The sequence below is a fragment of the Acinetobacter seifertii genome (assembly GCF_000368065.1).
Classification (GTDB): Bacteria; Pseudomonadota; Gammaproteobacteria; order Pseudomonadales; family Moraxellaceae; genus Acinetobacter; species Acinetobacter seifertii.
Window position 1 is genome coordinate 688,947 of the sequence record NZ_KB851200.1, and the last position, 17,660, is coordinate 706,606.

The window sequence follows — 17,660 nt, forward strand, 5'->3', positions numbered from 1 at the left end:
ATGCTAAAATTTAGAAGGAAGTTATAACAATGAAAGCCAATAAGTATTATAGATATATAAGTGGCACTGAAATTGCTTATTTAAAAATGAAATATATATAAATGATAAGACGAGGTTGCTATGTCAGAACAAGAGAAAGACCTACAAGCCGATATTGAATATTTTTTACAAGAGCAGGCGACCAACGCAGCATTACTTAACCAGAGTCCATCGTTTATAGAAAATCTTTCTGTACAGACGAATTTATTTGAACAACTAAAATCGCAGTTTTTCAATGAGATGTTAGATGATGTAACGTTTAATGGAGCAGCTTCTAAAAAAATTGAGCAATGGTTGAGTATTCGTACTTTAGATGAACTTAAGCAATTAAATGCTCAGGCCAAGCAACATTTTCTCTATCAAGGGATTACTTTTAATGTATATGGTGATAAAGAGGGCGCAGAACGAACGATTCCCTTTGATTTAATTCCAAGAGTTATTGAAAAAAAACAATGGGAAAAAATTGCAGCAGGCTGTGCGCAGCGAGTTAAAGCTTTAAATTACTTTTTAGATGATATTTATCATGGTCAACATATTTTGAAGGAGAAATTAATTCCAGAGAACCAGATTGTTTGTCATGAAGCCTTTCAGCCACATATGCTCAAGCATTCACTAAAAGGTAAAATTTATTCTCAAATTAGTGGAATAGATATTATTCGTGATGGCGATGGAGAGTTCTTTGTACTAGAAGATAACCTAAGAACACCTTCAGGGGTGTCATATATGATTGAAAGTAGAAATATTAGTCAACAACTTATGCCTGAGCTTTGTACTGCCAATAATTTACAAGGAATTGAACATTATCCAAGTTTATTAAAAGAAATACTTCAAGAAAATTCAGAAGTTGATCAACCCTTTATTGTGGTCTTAACTCCAGGGCGTTTTAACAGTGCTTATTATGAGCATGCTTTTTTAGCGCGTGAAATGGATGTACCACTGGTTACTAACCGAGATTTATTTGTAGAAAATGATCAAGTTTTTGTTAAAACAATTCGCGGGCGTCAAAAAGTTGATGTGATTTATCGACGTTTAGATGACGATTTCTTAGATCCACTTGCATTTCGACCTGATAGTGCTCTTGGGGTGGCGGGGCTTATGTCTGCTTATTTACAGAAAAATGTAGTGATTGCCAACGCACCAGGTACAGGGGTTGCTGACGATAAATCAATTTATCCATATGTTGATCAGATGATTCAATATTATTTGGGAGAAACACCAATTTTAAAGAATGTACCTACTTATCAATGTCGAGAAAAAGAACATTTAGATTATGTACTCACTCATATTGACCAATTAGTAATTAAAGAAGCTCAAGGTTCTGGTGGTTATGGCATGTTAATTGGACCTAAAGCGAGCTCATGTGAAATTGATGAATTTAGAAAAAAACTGATTGCTACACCGCATGAATATATTGCGCAGCCAACATTAGCTTTATCTGTTGCACCGACTTTAACAACATCAGGGGTGGCTGAACGTCACATTGACCTACGACCGTTTGTATTGAGTTCTCCATATCGCACAGAAATTGTGCCTGGAGGCTTAACCCGAGTAGCCATGCAGGCAGGATCTTTAGTCGTAAACTCCTCACAAGGAGGAGGTATTAAAGATACATGGGTCGTTGAGACATTACATTCCTAATTGTTGGTTAAAGAGGAAATTTATGGTTTTACTCAATTCGAGTGCACACCACATTTATTGGTTGGGCCGTTATTTAATGCGGATTAAATTTGCTGTATCACACTTGCCATTTAAAAATGATGAAAAAGCAAGTCAATTTGCATCAGCATTTGGGTTGGTTATTGAGCAAGCGGAATTACTGAATTGCTATATGTTAGATACTCAACAAACATATTCATTACTGAACCAGTTTGCTATTGCCAAAGATAATATCCATGAATTAAGAGGAATATTATCTTCAAGTGCGTATGCGGAATTGAATCATGCGATTAAGTCTATTCAAGCTAACCCTGATTCATTAAATCAGGCTTTGGATAAATGTAATCAAATACTTAGTGCTGAACATGAGGATATTGCCCTCTTTCTGCAATTGGGCCAAAAGATAGAACAATTCGATATACAACTACGTTTTCAACAAGACCTTACAGTGCTTTTACAAGATTTGGAAAAATTACTCAAACAACTTAATGACTTAGGGTGGGATAAATTAAATGAATTGTGGACATTGTTGAAAGATCATCCAAATTGGGAGAGTTACTATAATTTCACACAGCAGTTGGAATATATGTTCGAGGCATAATTATGAAACTGATGATCAATCATCAAACGCATTATCACTATACGGAAACTGCTAAAAACAGTATTCAGTATATTAAAATGATGCCTCAAACATCATTACATCAGCATGTCTTGAATTGGGCAATCAGTGTGCCTGGAGATAAAACCCTCAAAAGGGATATCTTTAATAATATTTGGTTAACCGCTACTCAGCGCTACGAGTATCAGCATTTAACTTTTATGGCGCAAGGGATTGTGGAGCTTCTTAATACAGAAATAGGTGGAGTAGATGTATCTATACCTATGAGCCTATTTCTTCAAAATACTGAAGCCACAAAATATGATTCCGAAATGTTGGATTTTGCTCGGAGAATTGTAACGGTAAAAGATAGAAAACATATTGCTTTACTCAGTGAAAATATTTTGCAAAAGATGCCTTATCAACCAGATAGTACCTCTGTTCATACGATTGCTACAGAGGGTTTTCATGCAGGACAGGGGGTATGCCAAGATCATGCACATGTTTTAATTGCTATGTGCCGTGCGTTACAATTACCAGCACGTTATGTCTCTGGTTATTTATTTGATCAAAATTCCCCCCACCTTGCCAGTCACGCTTGGGCGGAGGTATTTTTAGATAATCAGTGGTATTGTTTTGATGTAAGCAATCAATTGTTTACACCAATGCATCATATTTATCTTGCGGTTGGTCGAGACTATCTTGATGTTGCGCCGATTAGAGGTGTGAGAGAAAAAGGTGGAGTCGAAAATATGATGTCTGTGGTTCAAGTGTTGGCCTGTTGAATGTGAAGAGAGCGAAATGACCTATTGTTGTGCACTGAGATTAGAGCAGGGTTTGGTGTTTATAAGTGATACTCGAACTAATGCAGGGGTCGATCATATTTCTGTGTTTCGTAAACTTCATACTTTTGGTGTGACGGGTGAGCGATTTATTGCTTTGCAAACAGCAGGTAATTTAGCAACAACACAAGCGGTTATCGGGCATTTGCAAAATGCCCTTACTTTGCAACAAGAGCCTAATCTATATAGCATTAACACAATGTTTGAAGTGGCTGATCTAGTTGGTAAGACTTTAAAAAATGTTTTAGAGGATATTAGCTCGGATACTCAAGAACAAATGAATTACGCCTGTAGTATTTTAGTGGGTGGGCAAATTAAAGGCGGCGATATGCAGCTTTATAATGTTTATCCACAAGGTAATTTTATTTGTGCAACGACAGATACGCCTTACTTTCAAATTGGTGAAAGTAAATACGGTAAGCCTATTTTAGATCGTGCTTTATATTATGCTATGCCATTGGATGATGCGCTGCGCTGTAGCTTAATCTCGTTTGACTCGACGTTGCGTTCTAATGTTTCGGTAGGTTTACCTTTAGATGCGCTAGTCTATACTAAAGATAGTTTTGTAATCCCTATGGGGAAGCGAATTAGTGAAGATGATCCTTATTTTTCACAAATAAGTCATCAGTGGTCGGATACTTTACGCCGTGGACTGCAAGAAATGCCAAAACCTACCGATGATTATTGGCGTTAAAAATGACTTTAAATAAAAAATCCAAGCAGAGCTTGGATTTTTTATTGATTAAATTATTAAGTGCTTTGGCGGACTGGTCGAGTACTTAAGCGACAAAGTAATTCATAACCAATTGTGCCATTTGCATCAGCAACATCATCAACTAAACGATGTTTACCCCAAAGTTCAACTTGAGTACCGAGTTTTACTTGGGTATTTGTGACATCAATTGCAATCATATCCATACTAACTCGCCCTACAACTGGACAAAGTTTGCCATTAACAGCGACAAAATTTTGCTTTATATAAGCTCGTGGATAACCATCACCATAACCAATAGAAACTATAGCGATATCCATAGCCTTTTGAGCGCAAAAAGTAGAACCATAACCCACATGTTCACCAGCTTGAATATGATTTAACGCGATAACTTCTGCTGTGAAAGACATGACTGGTTTTAAATCAAGCTCATGTACTGTTTTATCTGCAAAAGGTGAAGCACCGTAGAGCATGATACCAGGACGTACGTAGTCGAAATTTAGTTCTGGCCATTTAAAAATAGCAGCTGAATTACAGCAAGATGCTAAAACTGGATCACAAGCTTGTTTTACGTGCAAAAATTGTTGTTTTTGCTGCTCGTTAAGTGGGTGGTCTACATCTGCATTGGCAAAATGCATCGTAAGTACACAAGTAAATCCTTCAGATTTTAAAGTTTTAATAACTTCAATAATTTCCGGATTTTTAAAACCTAAGCGGTTCATACCGCTGTTCAGCTTAACCCATACTTTTAGACCTTGGGCGATATAGGCTTGTTTATATTTAATTAACCACTCAAACTGTTGTTGATGGTGAATTATACATTCAAATTTTTCTTCAATTGCGATAGGCATTTCATCTTCAGAAAATACCCCTTCAATTAAAGTTACAGGTTGCTTAAATCCGAGTTGTCGAATTTCTAAGCCTTCTTGTAAGCAGGCGACACCAAAGGCATCTGAGGCATTTAAGGCTGCTAAACAGTCTTTGACTCCATGTCCGTAAGCATTGGCTTTGACCATACTTACGATTTTTGAATTTGCTGCGAGTTGTTTGACACGGTTTAAATTATATTGAAGCGCTTGGCGATCAATATAAACTGTTGCTTGACGCACCCTCATTTACTCCTTTGGGCTAGAGATAGAGTTTATTCTTCATCATCATATTGGCTGTAATACTCAGGAGAGAGATTACTAAAACGAGTGTATTGACCTTCAAAGGCAAGACGAACAGTACCAATTGGACCATTACGTTGTTTACCAATGATAATTTCTGCGGTGCCTGCTTCTTTAGATTCTTTGTTATAGACTTCATCACGATAAATAAACATGATTAAGTCGGCATCCTGCTCAATCGCACCCGATTCACGTAAGTCAGACATTACTGGGCGCTTGTTTGGTCGGTTTTCCAGACTTCGGTTAAGCTGAGAAAGTGCGATAACAGGACATTGCATCTCTTTCGCTAATGCTTTTAAGCTACGTGAAATTTCCGAGATCTCGCCAACACGGTTGTCACCCATACCCGGAACTTTCATGAGCTGTAAATAGTCGACCATGATGCAGCCGATTTTACCATCGTGCATTTTGGCAACGCGGCGAGCACGGGCACGGAGTTCGGTTGGAGGTAAGGCTGACGAGTCATCAATATACAAATGCATTTGCTGAAGTTGCAGGATGGTACCTGTAACTTTAGTCCATTCATCAGCATCTAAGTTACCAGAACGCAAATGTCCTTGGTGAACTTTGCCCATTGCCGAAATTAGACGCATTGCAATTGAGTCTGCTGGCATCTCCATCGAAAATACCAAAGCTGGAAGTTGGTTGTATTGCAAGACGCTTTCAACCAAGTTCATTGCAAAGGTAGTTTTACCCATAGATGGACGTGCTGCGACAATAATTAAATCTCCCGGTTGCATACCAGAAGTTTTATTATCAAGTTCTAAGAAGCCTGTGGTTAAGCCTGTAATATTGCCATCGAGTTTTGAGAGCTCATCAAGTTTGCTAATCACATCAGCAGTTACAGAGCTAATTGCTTTAGGGCCAGAATCTTTTTTGTTGTTATTATGCTGCTCTGCTAAAGAAAAAATACTGGTTTCAGCCAAATCTAAAATTTCACTAACACCGCGACCTTTTGTGTCATAAGCATTTTGCAAAATTTCAGTACTGACTTTAATCATGCTACGTAGCGTAGAGAATTCTTTAATTTTGGTCGCATAAGTTTCAAGGTTATAGAAACTCGAAGGCGAGTCAGCCATAAGCTGCATCAAATATTCTTCACCACCGATTGCACTAAGTAAATTTTGTTTTAAAAGCCAGTCATTCACTAAGACCGCATCGTACGGTGAATTTTCCTGTGCCAATTTTTCAATCGCGCGATAAATATATTTATGGCGAGTGGCATAAAAATCATTTTCTTTGAGTAGATCGCTGACTTGCTCAAAAGATTCAGCAACAGTCATCAGCGCAGCAAGCACAGCTTGCTCGATGGCTAAATTGTGTGGGGGAGTGCGAAACTCTTTAAGTTGGCCTGATTCACTCGTCTTATTTTCTGTTGGAGATGAAAGCGTTAAAGAAGTGGCATTCGCCTGAGACATAATTAGACCTGATGATAAAATGTGTACACAAAAAAGGGTTTTAAGCCGAGAACTATCTTAAAACAAAAATAAATAAACTACCTAATTAAAAAACCAATTAAACTGAAGAACTGATCAGGAATTAATATATCTAATTTTATTGCATAAATTTAAGAGATAAAAAAAGAGCATGCGTGAGCATGCTCTTTTTTTGATGAGAAATTACTCAGATACGATAGTAACGAGAACTTCTGCAACAACATCATGATGCAATTGAATTGCGATGTTGAATTCACCAGTGTGACGAAGCGCACCATTAGGTAAACGAACTTCTGCACGGTCAACTGTAAGACCAGCATTCGTTAATGCGTCAGCGATGTCACGAGTACCGATAGAACCGAAGAGTTTACCTTCGTCACCAGCTTTAGCAGTGATAACGATGTTAACTTCGTTCAATTGTTCAGCACGTGCTTGAGCAGCAGCTAAAATTTCAGCTTCTTGCTTCTCAAGTTCAGCGCGACGAGCTTCAAAAGCAGCAGTGTTAGCTTCAGTAGCTGCAACTGCTTTACCTTGAGGGATAAGGAAGTTACGGCCGTAACCAGCTTTAACTGATACTTTATCGCCTAATTTACCAAGGTTCTTAATGCGTTGTAATAAGATAACGTCCACAGATCACCTCACTTATGGTTGTCAGTGTACGGAATCAAAGACAAATAGCGAGCTTGTTTGATAGCAAGTGCTAATTGACGTTGATAACGAGCTTTAGTACCAGTGATACGGCTAGGAACAATCTTGCCGTTTTCAGTGATGTACTGTTTTAAAGTGTCGATATCTTTGTAGTCGATGTACGCAACATTCTCAGCTGTAAAGCGGCAGAACTTGCGACGACGGTAAAAACGTGCCATTGATGTTCTCCTTATTCAGCTTCTTGAGCAACTTGCTGTGCTTCTTCACGTTGAGCTTTACGCGCACGCTTTTCTTCAGCACTCTTAGCAAGCAATGACTCTTCAGTGATTGCGTGTTCACGACGGATGATAAGGTTACGAATGATTGCGTCGTTATAACGGAATAATTCTTCTAACTCATCAAGCGTAGCTTGACCACATTCAACATTCATAAGAATGTAGTGCGCTTTGTGAATTTTGTTAATTGGGTAAGCCAATTGGCGACGGCCCCAATCTTCTAAACGGTGAATTTGACCTTCAGCTTCTTTGATCTGAGAGATATAGCGTTCAACCATACCTACAACTTGATCGCTTTGGTCTGGGTGTACCAAAAGTACGATTTCGTAATGACGCATTGTCAGCTCCTTACGGTTTAAACAGCCCCTAAAAAATTAGAAGCAAGGAGTCATAGCTAAAATATAATATAAATAGCTACGTCGCATAAAATGCGAAGGGTGAATTATAGGTAAAAATTAGACTAAAAACAAATCTTTTGATAAGAAATATAAAAAGTTGTTTTTGAGGAGGAAATCCTCCCTTAATTAAAAGAGAGGAAGATTTGGAGCAGGGGATTGATAGGTAAAGCTAAAGCTCAAACTTAACAGGGTAATTAATATGACCGAGTAGAGGAAAAAACGTTTAGCCCATAGTTGGTCGTTTTCGGCTTTAAACCCAATAATCGATAAATAGAACCAGTATGCAGTCAAAGCATTAAAGGTAATTAAAAAGAATACATTGGTATAACCAAAACAATATAACCCATTCAAAACAGCTGCAAATAACAGGATATATATTACACATTCAATTTTCGTACGATAAATAGAACGTGCTACAGGCAAAATTGGAATTCCTGCATTTTTGTAATCATCAAAACGATAAATTGCAATTGCCCAAGAGTGGGGCATTTGCCATAAACCATATGCTAAAAACAAAAGCAGGGCTGCCACATCAAATTGATGAGTTACTGCTGTATAACCAATAACAGGAGGGCTCGCTCCGGAGATACTACCAATAACGGTTTGATGGATTGAGGTACGTTTAGTCCACAAGCTATAAAAACCGACATAGACAACAAAACCAATGACTGCAAATAAAAATGCGTAACCGTTTACACCAAACCATAAAATGCTAAAACCAATTAATCCAAGTACAAATGCATATACAAGTGCAACAGTAGGAGAGATGGTTTTTTTAACAAGTGCACGGTTTTGTGTGCGCTGCATCTTTATATCAATATCTTGATCTATAACATTATTAACAACACAGCCAGAAGCAACAACTAACGTTGTTCCAATAAGGGTGAGTAATAATAATAAGATGTCTATAGAGCCTTGGGCGGCTAAGAAGAAGCCGCCCAAGGTGGTAATGAAATTACCGAAGAGAATTCCTGGTTTGGTCAGGAATAGATACTTTCTCAACATGACAATCAGTTTAGATCATCATATTGTAGTGAAGGTAATTCATAATCCACACAGAACCGATTAAAAGTACAGCGATACATAGGATTGTGTAGATAAATGCAATCATATTCCAACGTTGTTCAGATGATGTATTCATGTGTAAGAAGTACACAAGTTGTACAAGAACCTGAGCAACGGCAGTAATTGCAATCACTGTAACTAAAAGACCGCGACTAAAACCACCCGCCATCACCATCCCGAATGGGATGATGGTAAGAATAACAGATAGAATAAAACCTACAGTGTATTGCTTAAAGTTACCGTGTGACGCACCAGCAGCATTATGCTCATGACTACTCATTAGAGAACTCCCAGTAAGTAAACGACGCTGAATACACAGATCCAAACGATGTCAAGGAAGTGCCAGAACAAGCTTAAACAAGCAAGACGACGTGTATTCGGTAAAGTCAAACCTTTAGTCTTGATTTGATACATCAATACTAACATCCACACTAAACCAGAAGTTACGTGGATACCGTGCGTACCAACCAAAGTAAAGAACGATGACAAGAATGCACTGTGAGTTGGACCATGACCTTCCTCTACAAGGTGATGGAATTCATAGAGCTCCATACCGATGAAGGTTGCACCAAAAAGGAATGTAATAAATAACCAAGTGATCACTTGATTTACATTCTTTTTATAAGATGCAAGTACAGCAAAACCAAATGTTACCGATGAAATCAATAAGGCAAATGTTTCAGTTAACACGTAGCCTAGTGATTCATGGAATAGTTTATATGCACTTGGAGTACCTTCTGGAACATGACTGCTTAATACAGCGAACGCAATGAAGAGTGATCCGAAAAGAATCAAGTCACTCATCAAGTATGTCCAGAAACCAAAGACCGTTAAATCTGTATCATCATGTTCATGATGACCATCGTGGCCATGGTTGTCGTGATGAAGTACTTCAGCCATTTCCTTAGTCCTTCTTCAAGTGTTTTTCAAGTAAAGCATAGCGTTCGTTTTCAATACGCTCAACTTCAGCAGCTGGAACATAGTAATCAACATTCTTAGTGAATGAGCTTACGATCAAGCTAATAACAGCTGAAGCGAATGAAACAACAACAAGCCACCAAATATGCCAGATGAGTGCAAAGCCAAGAAGTGTAATGAACATTGCAATGACAAAACCAGCAGCACGATCAGTCGGCATGTGGATGTCTTCATATTTAGTGTTACGTGCGTATGCTACACCATTTTCTTTATCAGTCCAGAAACGGTCAACACCGCTTGCATCTGGTTCATGCGCAAAGTTATAGAATGGAGCAGGGGAAGAAGTTGCCCACTCAAGCGTACGAGCATCCCATGGATCGCCTGTAAGGTCCATGTTGTCTTTGCGTTGTACGAAACCAACGATGATTTGCATTAAGAAACATGCAATACCAATAGCAACAAGAACAGCACCAAATAATGCAATCGCAAGGTATGGGTCCCATTCAGGGTTGTCATATGTATTCAAACGACGAGTCATACCCATGAAACCAAGGATATAAAGTGGCATGAATGCAAAATAGAAACCAAAGAACCAGAACCAGAACGCAGCTTTACCCCATGCTTCATTGAGCTTCCAACCAAACATTTTCGGCCAGTAGTAAATGATGCCGGCAAACATACCAAACACCACACCACCAATAATTACGTTATGGAAGTGAGCGATCAAGAATAATGAGTTGTGTACTAAGAAGTCCGCAGGTGGAACAGCCATAAGTACACCAGTTAAACCACCGATACCAAATGTTACAAGGAAGCCAAGCGTCCATAACATTGGAGTAGTAAAGGTGATGCGACCTTTATACATGGTGAATAACCAAGAGAAGATTTTCACACCAGTAGGAATCGCAATAACCATGGTCATGATACCGAAGAACGCGTTAACGTTCGCACCAGCACCCATGGTGAAGAAGTGGTGAAGCCATACAACGAACGCAAGAACAGTAATCGCGATAGTTGCATACACCATAGACTTGTAACCGAACAACGCTTTACGAGAGAAGGTTGCAACGATTTCTGAGTATAGACCAAATGCTGGTAATACCAAGATATATACTTCAGGGTGACCCCATGTCCAGATCAAGTTCACGTAAAGCATTGGGCTACCGCCAAGCTCATTTGTGAAGAAATGGAAGCCGAAGTAACGGTCTAAAGTAAGCATTGCAAGCGTACCTGTTAATACAGGGAATGATGCAATGATTAGTACAGCCGTACAAAGTGAAGTCCACGTGAAAATAGGCATGTCCATCAATTTCATGCCAGGTGCGCGCATTTTAATGATGGTAACGAAGAAGTTAACACCAGATAAAAGCGTACCTAGACCAGAAACCTGAAGTGCCCAGATATAGTAGTCAACACCTACACCAGGAGAATATTGAATGCCAGATAGAGGAGGGTAAGCCATCCAACCAGTCGCAGCAAATTCACCTAATACAAGTGAAAGCATCATTAAACCAGCAGCACCCGCGAATAACCAGAAGCTTAAAGAGTTTAATAATGGGAAAGCAACGTCACGAGCACCAATCTGTAGTGGTACAGAGATGTTCATCATACCTACAACGAGACCCATTGCTACGAAGAAGATCATGATTACACCGTGTGCGGTGAAGATCTGGTCGTAGTGGTCAGGATGTAAGTAACCTTCGCCGCCGCCTTTAGCGAGGAAAAGTTGTAAACGCATCATGATTGCATCGGCGAAACCACGCAAAAGCATGACGACAGATACGATGATATACATGATACCAATTTTTTTATGGTCTACAGTAATAAACCATTCATTCCACAAATATCCCCATTTTTTGAAATAGGTGATACCGCCAAGCACTGCAATTGCACCAATTGCCATAAGGACCATGGTGACAAGTACGATTGGCTCTGTCGGGATAGAGTCCCAACCCAGTTTACCAAAAATCATATCCATGTCTTATTCCCCTTGAGCAGCGTGTTCAGCTGCAGCATGAGTGTCAGCTGTTGCATGTTCAGCAGAGTGGTCAACACCATGATAGTTACTCATATAATGGTTGATAACTGTTTCAAACAGTTTTGGTTCAACTGAAGAGTAATAAGTCACAGGGTGCGGCTTAGTCGGGAACGGTTTCATCGCTTCTGCTTTAGCAAGTGCTTCTTGATCACCAGCAGCTTTAGCACGATTTACTAAATGCTCGATTTGGTGCTTAGAACGGTCGCCATCACGTAAGGTTGCCAATTCAGCTTGGTCAAGCGTAGCTTTTTGAACTGCTTCTGGATTAATAGTTGAACCCTTACCAGCTTTAACAGCTGCTACCCATTCATTGAATTGTTGCTCTGTAACGCTATGCGCTTTGAAACGCATTTGAGAGAAACCATAGCCTGAGTAGTTAGAAGAGAAACCACGATATACACCAGTTTCATTTGCTAACAAATGAAGGTGAGTTTGCATACCTGCCATTGCGTAAATCTGACCGCCTAACTGTGGAATGAAGAATGAGTTCATTGTGAAGTTAGAAGTGATTTTGAAGCTTAACGGAGTTTTTTCTGGGAAACGTACTTCGTTAACAGTCGCAATGTTTTGTTCAGGATAAATAAAGATCCACTTGAACTGTTCAGCAATAACCTGAATAGTTAAAGGTGCTTTATCTGATTCTAAAGGACGGTATGGGTCATACTTGTGGGAACCCCACCAAGTTAACCAAGCTAAAATACCAATAATAATGACAGGGATACCCCATACTACAACTTCAATTGCAGTTGAGTGTGCCCATGTAGGTTTATAGTCTGCATCTTTATTTGACGCACGATATTTCCAACCAAACCATAATGCCATGATGATTGAAGGAATCACCACAAGTAACATTAAATAGATCGCAGTCATCATAAGGTCACTTTGACCTTGACCAACTGGACCTTTAGAGTTTAGAAGTACCATATCACCACCACACCCAGTCAAAAGTGCGGCAAGCGTTGATAAAGACAATACAGCTAAAATCGTTTGTCTCATTTTACAACCTCGGTGAAGAGTCCCATTCCCTAATTAAATATGGGATAGCGATTAAAGTGTCGCATGATTGAGAATGCTAGTCTTAAAAAATTTAGACTTCTCAATGATGCGACACCGCTACGTTGTAGGGCATTATGCCTCATATCGACAAACTAAGCTACACATAAAGCAGCTTGAAATAATTGTTTTAAAACCCGATTCTTTTTGTAGGGTATCGAATCTTGATGGAGCTTTTATTTAAATATCAATTCTCTATAGAAAAAAGGAGGTGGGGTGCCTCCTTTTTTTTAGACTTTAAATGAATGAGTCATTCACACTCATTTGATCACTTTTGTTCTTGCAATTTTGTCATGTAGAGCCTGTCGTTTTTGGCCTAATGCAAAAGCATAGTCAATAATTGTGCTAATAGGCATAAACAGTAAGTTCAATATAATGAAAACGATACTTCTGAGTAAGAAGACACGCGTTAAATTAACTTTACCATTAGTTTCAGCATCTACAATCTTAATTCCGACAATTTTCTTCCCTATACTTTGACCAAATTTGGTTAAAAGAAAAGCTTGGATAGCGAGCATGATGACGACATAAACTAACATTGTATGCCATGCTTCAATCGGAATAAGCGTAAAAAGCTGTTGTTGAAGTTCCGCTGCTTTAGTTGAGGCAACTTCTGCAGATTGCATCTGTTTTTGTAACTCAAAAAGTTGTTTATATTGAGCTTCGTTAAAGAAGAAAGAAGGAATGGCTGCAATAGGTAACCAAAGTAATAGGTCAATAATTTTTGCAAGAGCACGAGATGAAATTGAAGCAAGTTCATGTGTTTTAGTTTCTACACGAATGTGCTGAATTGTCTCATTATGAGTCGTATTTGTATTTGCTGAAAAAGCAGAATAACCCGTAGGTTGATATACAAGTTTACCTTGGGTTAATTCTCCTAAAGCTTTCCACTCTGTCATGCATTCATGCCAAGCTAAATCAGTGAGTAAAACTTGTTGGCTTGCCAACATCTGATTTAGTTGTTCTAAGGTATAAGGCCCAGCTTGTTGATTATTACGTGCCAAGTAAATTTGCATAAGTAAAAATTCTCTATTCTAAAGATGAAAAAAGACCCACGGATGGGTCTTTTTCTATAACAAATTAGATTTGCTTGATTTTTTCTTCAGCAAGGAAGAACCATGTATCTAAAACTGAGTCAGGGTTAAGAGACACTGACTCAATACCTTGTTCCATTAACCATTTTGCAAGGTCAGGGTGATCAGACGGTCCTTGACCACAGATACCCACATATTTGCCCGCTTTACGACAAGCATGAATTGCCATAGAAAGAAGTGCTTTAACAGCAGCATCACGTTCGTCAAATAAGTGAGAAACAATACCTGAGTCACGGTCTAGACCAAGTGTTAATTGAGTCAAGTCGTTAGAACCGATAGAGAAACCATCAAAGTGCTCAAGGAATTGTTCAGCTAACAATGCGTTAGTTGGTAATTCACACATCATGATTACTTTTAAGCCGTTCTCACCACGTTTCAAACCATTTTGAGCAAGTAGCTCAATTACACGTTTTGCTTCAGATACTGTACGCACGAAAGGAATCATGATTTGGATATTGGTTAGACCCATTTCATCACGAACTTTTTTAAGTGCACGGCATTCGAGTTCAAAACAGTCACGGAAGTTATCTGAAACATAACGGCTTGCACCACGGAAGCCAAGCATTGGGTTTTCTTCTTCCGGTTCGTATAACTTACCACCGATAAGGTTTGCGTACTCATTTGACTTAAAGTCAGACATACGAACGATTACTGGTTTGTCAGCAAACGCTGCAGCAAGTGTTGCAATACCTTCAACTAGTTTTTCAACATAGAATTCTACAGGTGATGCATAGCCAGCTGTGCGTGTCATTACAGCAGCACGAGTTTCACGAGGTAAGCTTTCAATATTAAGAAGCGCTTTAGGGTGAACACCGATCATGCGGTTAATAATGAATTCTAAACGAGCAAGACCAATACCTTCGTTTGGAATTTGAGCAAAGTCAAAAGCACGGTCAGGGTTACCTACGTTCATCATGATTTTGAATGAAAGTTTAGGCATAGACTCAACAGAGTTACGTTGAACTTCAAAATCTAATGCACCTTCGTAGATGAAACCGGTATCACCCTCAGCGCAAGAAACAGTAACTTCTTGGCCGTCAGTCAATACCTCAGTTGCGTTACCACAACCTACAATTGCCGGAACACCAAGTTCACGAGCAATAATTGCCGCGTGACACGTACGACCACCACGGTTAGTGATAATCGCGGCAGCACGTTTCATTACTGGTTCCCAATCTGGATCAGTCATGTCAGATACAAGTACATCACCGTCTTGTACTTTGTCCATTTCTTTAATTGAGCTAACAATACGAACTTTACCAGAACCGATACGTTGACCAATTGAACGACCTTCACAAAGAACAGTACCTCTTTGTTTGAGTAGGTAGCGCTCCATTGTGCCGACATTTTGACGGCTCTTAACGGTTTCAGGACGAGCTTGGACAATATAGATTTGACCATCGTCACCATCTTTTGCCCATTCAATATCCATTGGTGCACCGTAGTGCTGCTCAATAATAAGCGCTTGTTTTGCTAATTCTTGTAATTCATGATCATTTAATGCGAATTGTTGACGCTCTTGTTTTTCAACATCAACAACAACAACTGATTTGCCAGCTGAACCTTCTTCACCATAAATCATTTTTTGGTGCTTAGAGCCTAAGTTACGGCGTAATACCGCATGTTTGCCAGCATTTAATAATGGTTTAGATAGGTAAAATTCGTCAGGGTTAACTGCACCTTGTACAACCATTTCACCTAAGCCATAAGATGCAGTAATAAATACAACATCACGGAAACCAGACTCAGTATCGAGTGTAAACATTACACCCGCAGCGCCAGTTTCAGAACGAACCATACGCTGAACGCCCGCAGATAATGCGACAACATCATGATCGAAGCCTTGGTGTACACGGTAAGAAATAGCACGGTCATTATATAAAGAAGCAAATACTTCTTTGATGGCGATAAGTACGTTATCAATACCACGAATATTCAAGAAAGTTTCTTGTTGACCTGCGAAAGATGCATCTGGTAAATCTTCAGCAGTTGCAGATGAACGAACGGCAACCGCGATATCAGGGTTGCCGTTAGAGAGTTCTGTAAAAGCGGCGCGAATTTCTTGTTCTAAGGTTGCAGTGAGTGGAGTCTCTACAATCCATTGACGAATTTTAGCGCCTGTTTCTGCAAGTGCATTTACATCATCGACGTTAAGTTGTGCAAGTTCTGCTTGAATTCGAGCGTTAAGACCGCTTTGGTCTAAGAACTCACGATAGGCCTCAGCAGTTGTTGCAAAACCACCAGGTACCGATACACCAGCATTTGATAAATGGCTGATCATTTCACCCAAAGATGAGTTTTTCCCACCTACGAGTTCGACATCGTGTTTCCCTAATTTTTCTAGACCGATTACGCGCGCTTCCAAAGTTTTCACTCCACTTTTGCAGTATTAATGTCTATCTTGGCATGAAATTAAAAAAATAAAGTGCTTAGTTGAGAATTTTACTAAGCGACAGTCATGTAAGATCAGTTTACTATAAAGATTATATAGCACTAAGACAAATGTTTAAGGAGAATTTTAATGTCAGAAAGTAAACAGTATAAGCGGAGTGTTTTTTTTATTTCTGATGGAACTGCAATTACTGCCGAGACTCTTGGACATTCGTTATTAGCACAATTCCCTAATGTAGATTTTGACATTCACATCATGCCTTATATCACAACTGAAGAGGCAGCAATGGCTATTGTGGTTGAGATTAATAAATGTCAAACCCGTGATGGATGCTTACCATTAGTATTTGATACTTTAGTTGATCCGCATGTCCGTGAAATTATTAATACTGCAAAAGCGGTTAATTTAGATGTATTTGAAGGACTAATCAGTAAACTTGAGCAGGAGCTTGGAACGCCGCCAACAACATTAGTTGGGCAAACACATGCAGTTACTGATTCTGAGTATTATAAAGCACGTATTGATGCAGTGCATTTCGCACTTGATAACGACGATGGGGCGCGTACCCGTCATTACGATAAAGCAGATTTGATTTTAATTGGTGTTTCTCGCTCAGGTAAGACCCCAACTTCTATTTATCTTTCACTACAGTTTGGTATTCGTGTAGCTAACTATCCTTTGACAGAAGAAGATTTGGACGATAACCGTCTACCAGCAGTATTAAGAGAACATCGTAGCAAACTGTTTGGTTTAATGATTGATGCAGAACGGTTAGTTGCTATTCGAAGCGAGCGCAAAGCAAATAGTCGATATGCAAGTTTTAGTCAGTGTCAAATGGAATTAAGAGCGATTGAAGGTATTTATATTTCAGAAGGTATTAAATATTTAAATGTCACTGAAATGTCAATTGAAGAAATCTCTACTCGTATTTTACAAATGACTGGTTTAAAACGACGTATCGGTTAATTAAATCAACTGTTTATTTTGGCCATTCAATTTAAATAATTTAAAGTTAATTAGATTGAATGGTTTTAAATTTATATACATATTAAAAATAAAAGTTTTAAATATAAAACGCCAAGTTAATGAATCGTTTCTGATTAGTTATCAGCGAGTAAACTCTTACACTACAGTTTGTGAGTTAAAATAAGCTTTTTGAAAAGAAATGTATATAAAATAATAATCTATGTTTTTATAAATATTTGTTTTTAATTATTTTTTAAAAATACAAATACTTTTTTTATTCATAATTTACATTTGTTGTAAATGTCATGCGCATTTTGATTATTGTGATGAAGTTCACATTTTTAATTATAATTTCCCATCT

Annotated in this window: 17 protein-coding genes; 5 read left to right on the plus strand and 12 right to left on the minus strand. The window is 38.7% G+C overall.

The window, feature by feature from the left end; genetic code table 11:
• The first annotated feature begins 120 nt into the window (after window positions 1-120).
• The 4 genes from F985_RS10725 to F985_RS10740 are packed head-to-tail and all read left to right on the plus strand — an operon-like array spanning window position 121 to window position 3,829.
• Window positions 121-1,677: a circularly permuted type 2 ATP-grasp protein gene (locus tag F985_RS10725; protein ID WP_004700819.1), complete on the plus strand. Its 1,557-nt coding sequence runs from the start codon at window positions 121-123 to the stop codon at window positions 1,675-1,677.
• Between the two features lie 22 nt (window positions 1,678-1,699).
• Window positions 1,700-2,296, plus strand: a complete 597-nt coding sequence (locus tag F985_RS10730; RefSeq protein ID WP_004700821.1) for an alpha-E domain-containing protein — start codon at window positions 1,700-1,702, stop codon at window positions 2,294-2,296.
• Between the two features lie 2 nt (window positions 2,297-2,298).
• Entirely contained in the window at window positions 2,299-3,078 is a 780-nt protein-coding gene (locus tag F985_RS10735) for a transglutaminase family protein (protein WP_004700822.1), read from the plus strand.
• Between the two features lie 16 nt (window positions 3,079-3,094).
• On the plus strand, window positions 3,095-3,829 hold the full coding sequence (locus F985_RS10740; protein ID WP_004700824.1) for a proteasome-type protease: 735 nt from the start codon (window positions 3,095-3,097) through the stop codon (window positions 3,827-3,829).
• A 56-nt stretch (window positions 3,830-3,885) separates the two neighbouring features.
• Here the strand turns inward: F985_RS10740 and alr are convergent, their stop codons facing one another.
• The 12 genes from alr to ppsA form a co-directional block, all read right to left on the minus strand.
• Entirely contained in the window at window positions 3,886-4,956 is a 1,071-nt protein-coding gene (gene alr / locus F985_RS10745; protein ID WP_025469107.1) for an alanine racemase, read from the minus strand.
• Window positions 4,957-4,988: 32 nt separating this feature from the next.
• Entirely contained in the window at window positions 4,989-6,434 is a 1,446-nt protein-coding gene (dnaB, locus tag F985_RS10750; protein WP_004700827.1) for a replicative DNA helicase, read from the minus strand.
• A gap of 201 nt (window positions 6,435-6,635) precedes the next feature.
• A complete protein-coding gene (gene rplI / locus F985_RS10755) occupies window positions 6,636-7,082 on the minus strand; it encodes a 50S ribosomal protein L9 (RefSeq protein ID WP_004700828.1) in 447 nt (148 codons plus the stop codon).
• A gap of 8 nt (window positions 7,083-7,090) precedes the next feature.
• The gene (gene rpsR, locus F985_RS10760) at window positions 7,091-7,318 is read right to left on the minus strand and encodes a 30S ribosomal protein S18 (protein WP_000090661.1); all 228 of its coding nucleotides are present in this window, start codon (window positions 7,316-7,318) and stop codon (window positions 7,091-7,093) included.
• Between the two features lie 11 nt (window positions 7,319-7,329).
• On the minus strand, window positions 7,330-7,713 hold the full coding sequence (gene rpsF, locus F985_RS10765; RefSeq protein ID WP_004700831.1) for a 30S ribosomal protein S6: 384 nt from the start codon (window positions 7,711-7,713) through the stop codon (window positions 7,330-7,332).
• Between the two features lie 186 nt (window positions 7,714-7,899).
• Window positions 7,900-8,778, minus strand: coding sequence for a heme o synthase (gene cyoE / locus F985_RS10770; RefSeq protein WP_004700833.1), 879 nt, complete (start codon window positions 8,776-8,778; stop codon window positions 7,900-7,902).
• Window positions 8,779-8,788: 10 nt separating this feature from the next.
• Window positions 8,789-9,118, minus strand: a complete 330-nt coding sequence (locus F985_RS10775; RefSeq protein WP_000094534.1) for a cytochrome o ubiquinol oxidase subunit IV — start codon at window positions 9,116-9,118, stop codon at window positions 8,789-8,791.
• Window positions 9,118-9,738: a cytochrome o ubiquinol oxidase subunit III gene (gene cyoC / locus F985_RS10780; protein WP_004700835.1), complete on the minus strand. Its 621-nt coding sequence runs from the start codon at window positions 9,736-9,738 to the stop codon at window positions 9,118-9,120. The genes F985_RS10775 and cyoC overlap by 1 nt, the downstream gene beginning before the upstream one ends.
• 4 nt (window positions 9,739-9,742) lie before the next feature.
• Complete coding sequence (gene cyoB / locus F985_RS10785) at window positions 9,743-11,734, minus strand: cytochrome o ubiquinol oxidase subunit I (protein WP_004700837.1); 1,992 nt, start codon at window positions 11,732-11,734, stop codon at window positions 9,743-9,745.
• 3 nt (window positions 11,735-11,737) lie between these two features.
• Window positions 11,738-12,790: a ubiquinol oxidase subunit II gene (gene cyoA, locus F985_RS10790; RefSeq protein WP_004700839.1), complete on the minus strand. Its 1,053-nt coding sequence runs from the start codon at window positions 12,788-12,790 to the stop codon at window positions 11,738-11,740.
• Between the two features lie 317 nt (window positions 12,791-13,107).
• Window positions 13,108-13,863, minus strand: coding sequence for an RDD family protein (locus tag F985_RS10795; RefSeq protein WP_004700841.1), 756 nt, complete (start codon window positions 13,861-13,863; stop codon window positions 13,108-13,110).
• 64 nt (window positions 13,864-13,927) lie between these two features.
• Window positions 13,928-16,315 carry a phosphoenolpyruvate synthase gene (gene ppsA, locus F985_RS10800; RefSeq protein WP_171057798.1) on the minus strand — a complete coding sequence of 796 codons (2,388 nt, stop codon included), beginning with the start codon at window positions 16,313-16,315 and terminating at the stop codon, window positions 13,928-13,930.
• A 147-nt stretch (window positions 16,316-16,462) separates the two neighbouring features.
• Here ppsA and ppsR point away from each other — a divergent pair, with 147 nt between their 5' ends.
• Entirely contained in the window at window positions 16,463-17,299 is an 837-nt protein-coding gene (ppsR, locus tag F985_RS10805) for a posphoenolpyruvate synthetase regulatory kinase/phosphorylase PpsR (protein WP_004700844.1), read from the plus strand.
• The last annotated feature ends 361 nt before the right edge of the window (window positions 17,300-17,660 follow it).

What these genes read in the sequence shown, in the direction of transcription:
- F985_RS10740 (WP_004700824.1), top strand. Translation starts at nt 3,095, where the DNA reads ATGACCTATTGTTGTGCACTGAGATTAGAGCAGGGTTTGGTGTTTATA.
- ppsR (WP_004700844.1), top strand. Translation starts at nt 16,463, where the DNA reads ATGTCAGAAAGTAAACAGTATAAGCGGAGTGTTTTTTTTATTTCTGAT.
- cyoB (WP_004700837.1), bottom strand. Translation starts at nt 11,734, where the DNA reads ATGGATATGATTTTTGGTAAACTGGGTTGGGACTCTATCCCGACAGAG.
- F985_RS10735 (WP_004700822.1), top strand. Translation starts at nt 2,299, where the DNA reads ATGAAACTGATGATCAATCATCAAACGCATTATCACTATACGGAAACT.
- cyoA (WP_004700839.1), bottom strand. Translation starts at nt 12,790, where the DNA reads ATGAGACAAACGATTTTAGCTGTATTGTCTTTATCAACGCTTGCCGCA.
- F985_RS10725 (WP_004700819.1), top strand. Translation starts at nt 121, where the DNA reads ATGTCAGAACAAGAGAAAGACCTACAAGCCGATATTGAATATTTTTTA.
- dnaB (WP_004700827.1), bottom strand. Translation starts at nt 6,434, where the DNA reads ATGTCTCAGGCGAATGCCACTTCTTTAACGCTTTCATCTCCAACAGAA.
- F985_RS10730 (WP_004700821.1), top strand. Translation starts at nt 1,700, where the DNA reads ATGGTTTTACTCAATTCGAGTGCACACCACATTTATTGGTTGGGCCGT.
- rpsF (WP_004700831.1), bottom strand. Translation starts at nt 7,713, where the DNA reads ATGCGTCATTACGAAATCGTACTTTTGGTACACCCAGACCAAAGCGAT.
- rpsR (WP_000090661.1), bottom strand. Translation starts at nt 7,318, where the DNA reads ATGGCACGTTTTTACCGTCGTCGCAAGTTCTGCCGCTTTACAGCTGAG.
- F985_RS10775 (WP_000094534.1), bottom strand. Translation starts at nt 9,118, where the DNA reads ATGAGTAGTCATGAGCATAATGCTGCTGGTGCGTCACACGGTAACTTT.
- cyoC (WP_004700835.1), bottom strand. Translation starts at nt 9,738, where the DNA reads ATGGCTGAAGTACTTCATCACGACAACCATGGCCACGATGGTCATCAT.
- F985_RS10795 (WP_004700841.1), bottom strand. Translation starts at nt 13,863, where the DNA reads ATGCAAATTTACTTGGCACGTAATAATCAACAAGCTGGGCCTTATACC.
- cyoE (WP_004700833.1), bottom strand. Translation starts at nt 8,778, where the DNA reads ATGTTGAGAAAGTATCTATTCCTGACCAAACCAGGAATTCTCTTCGGT.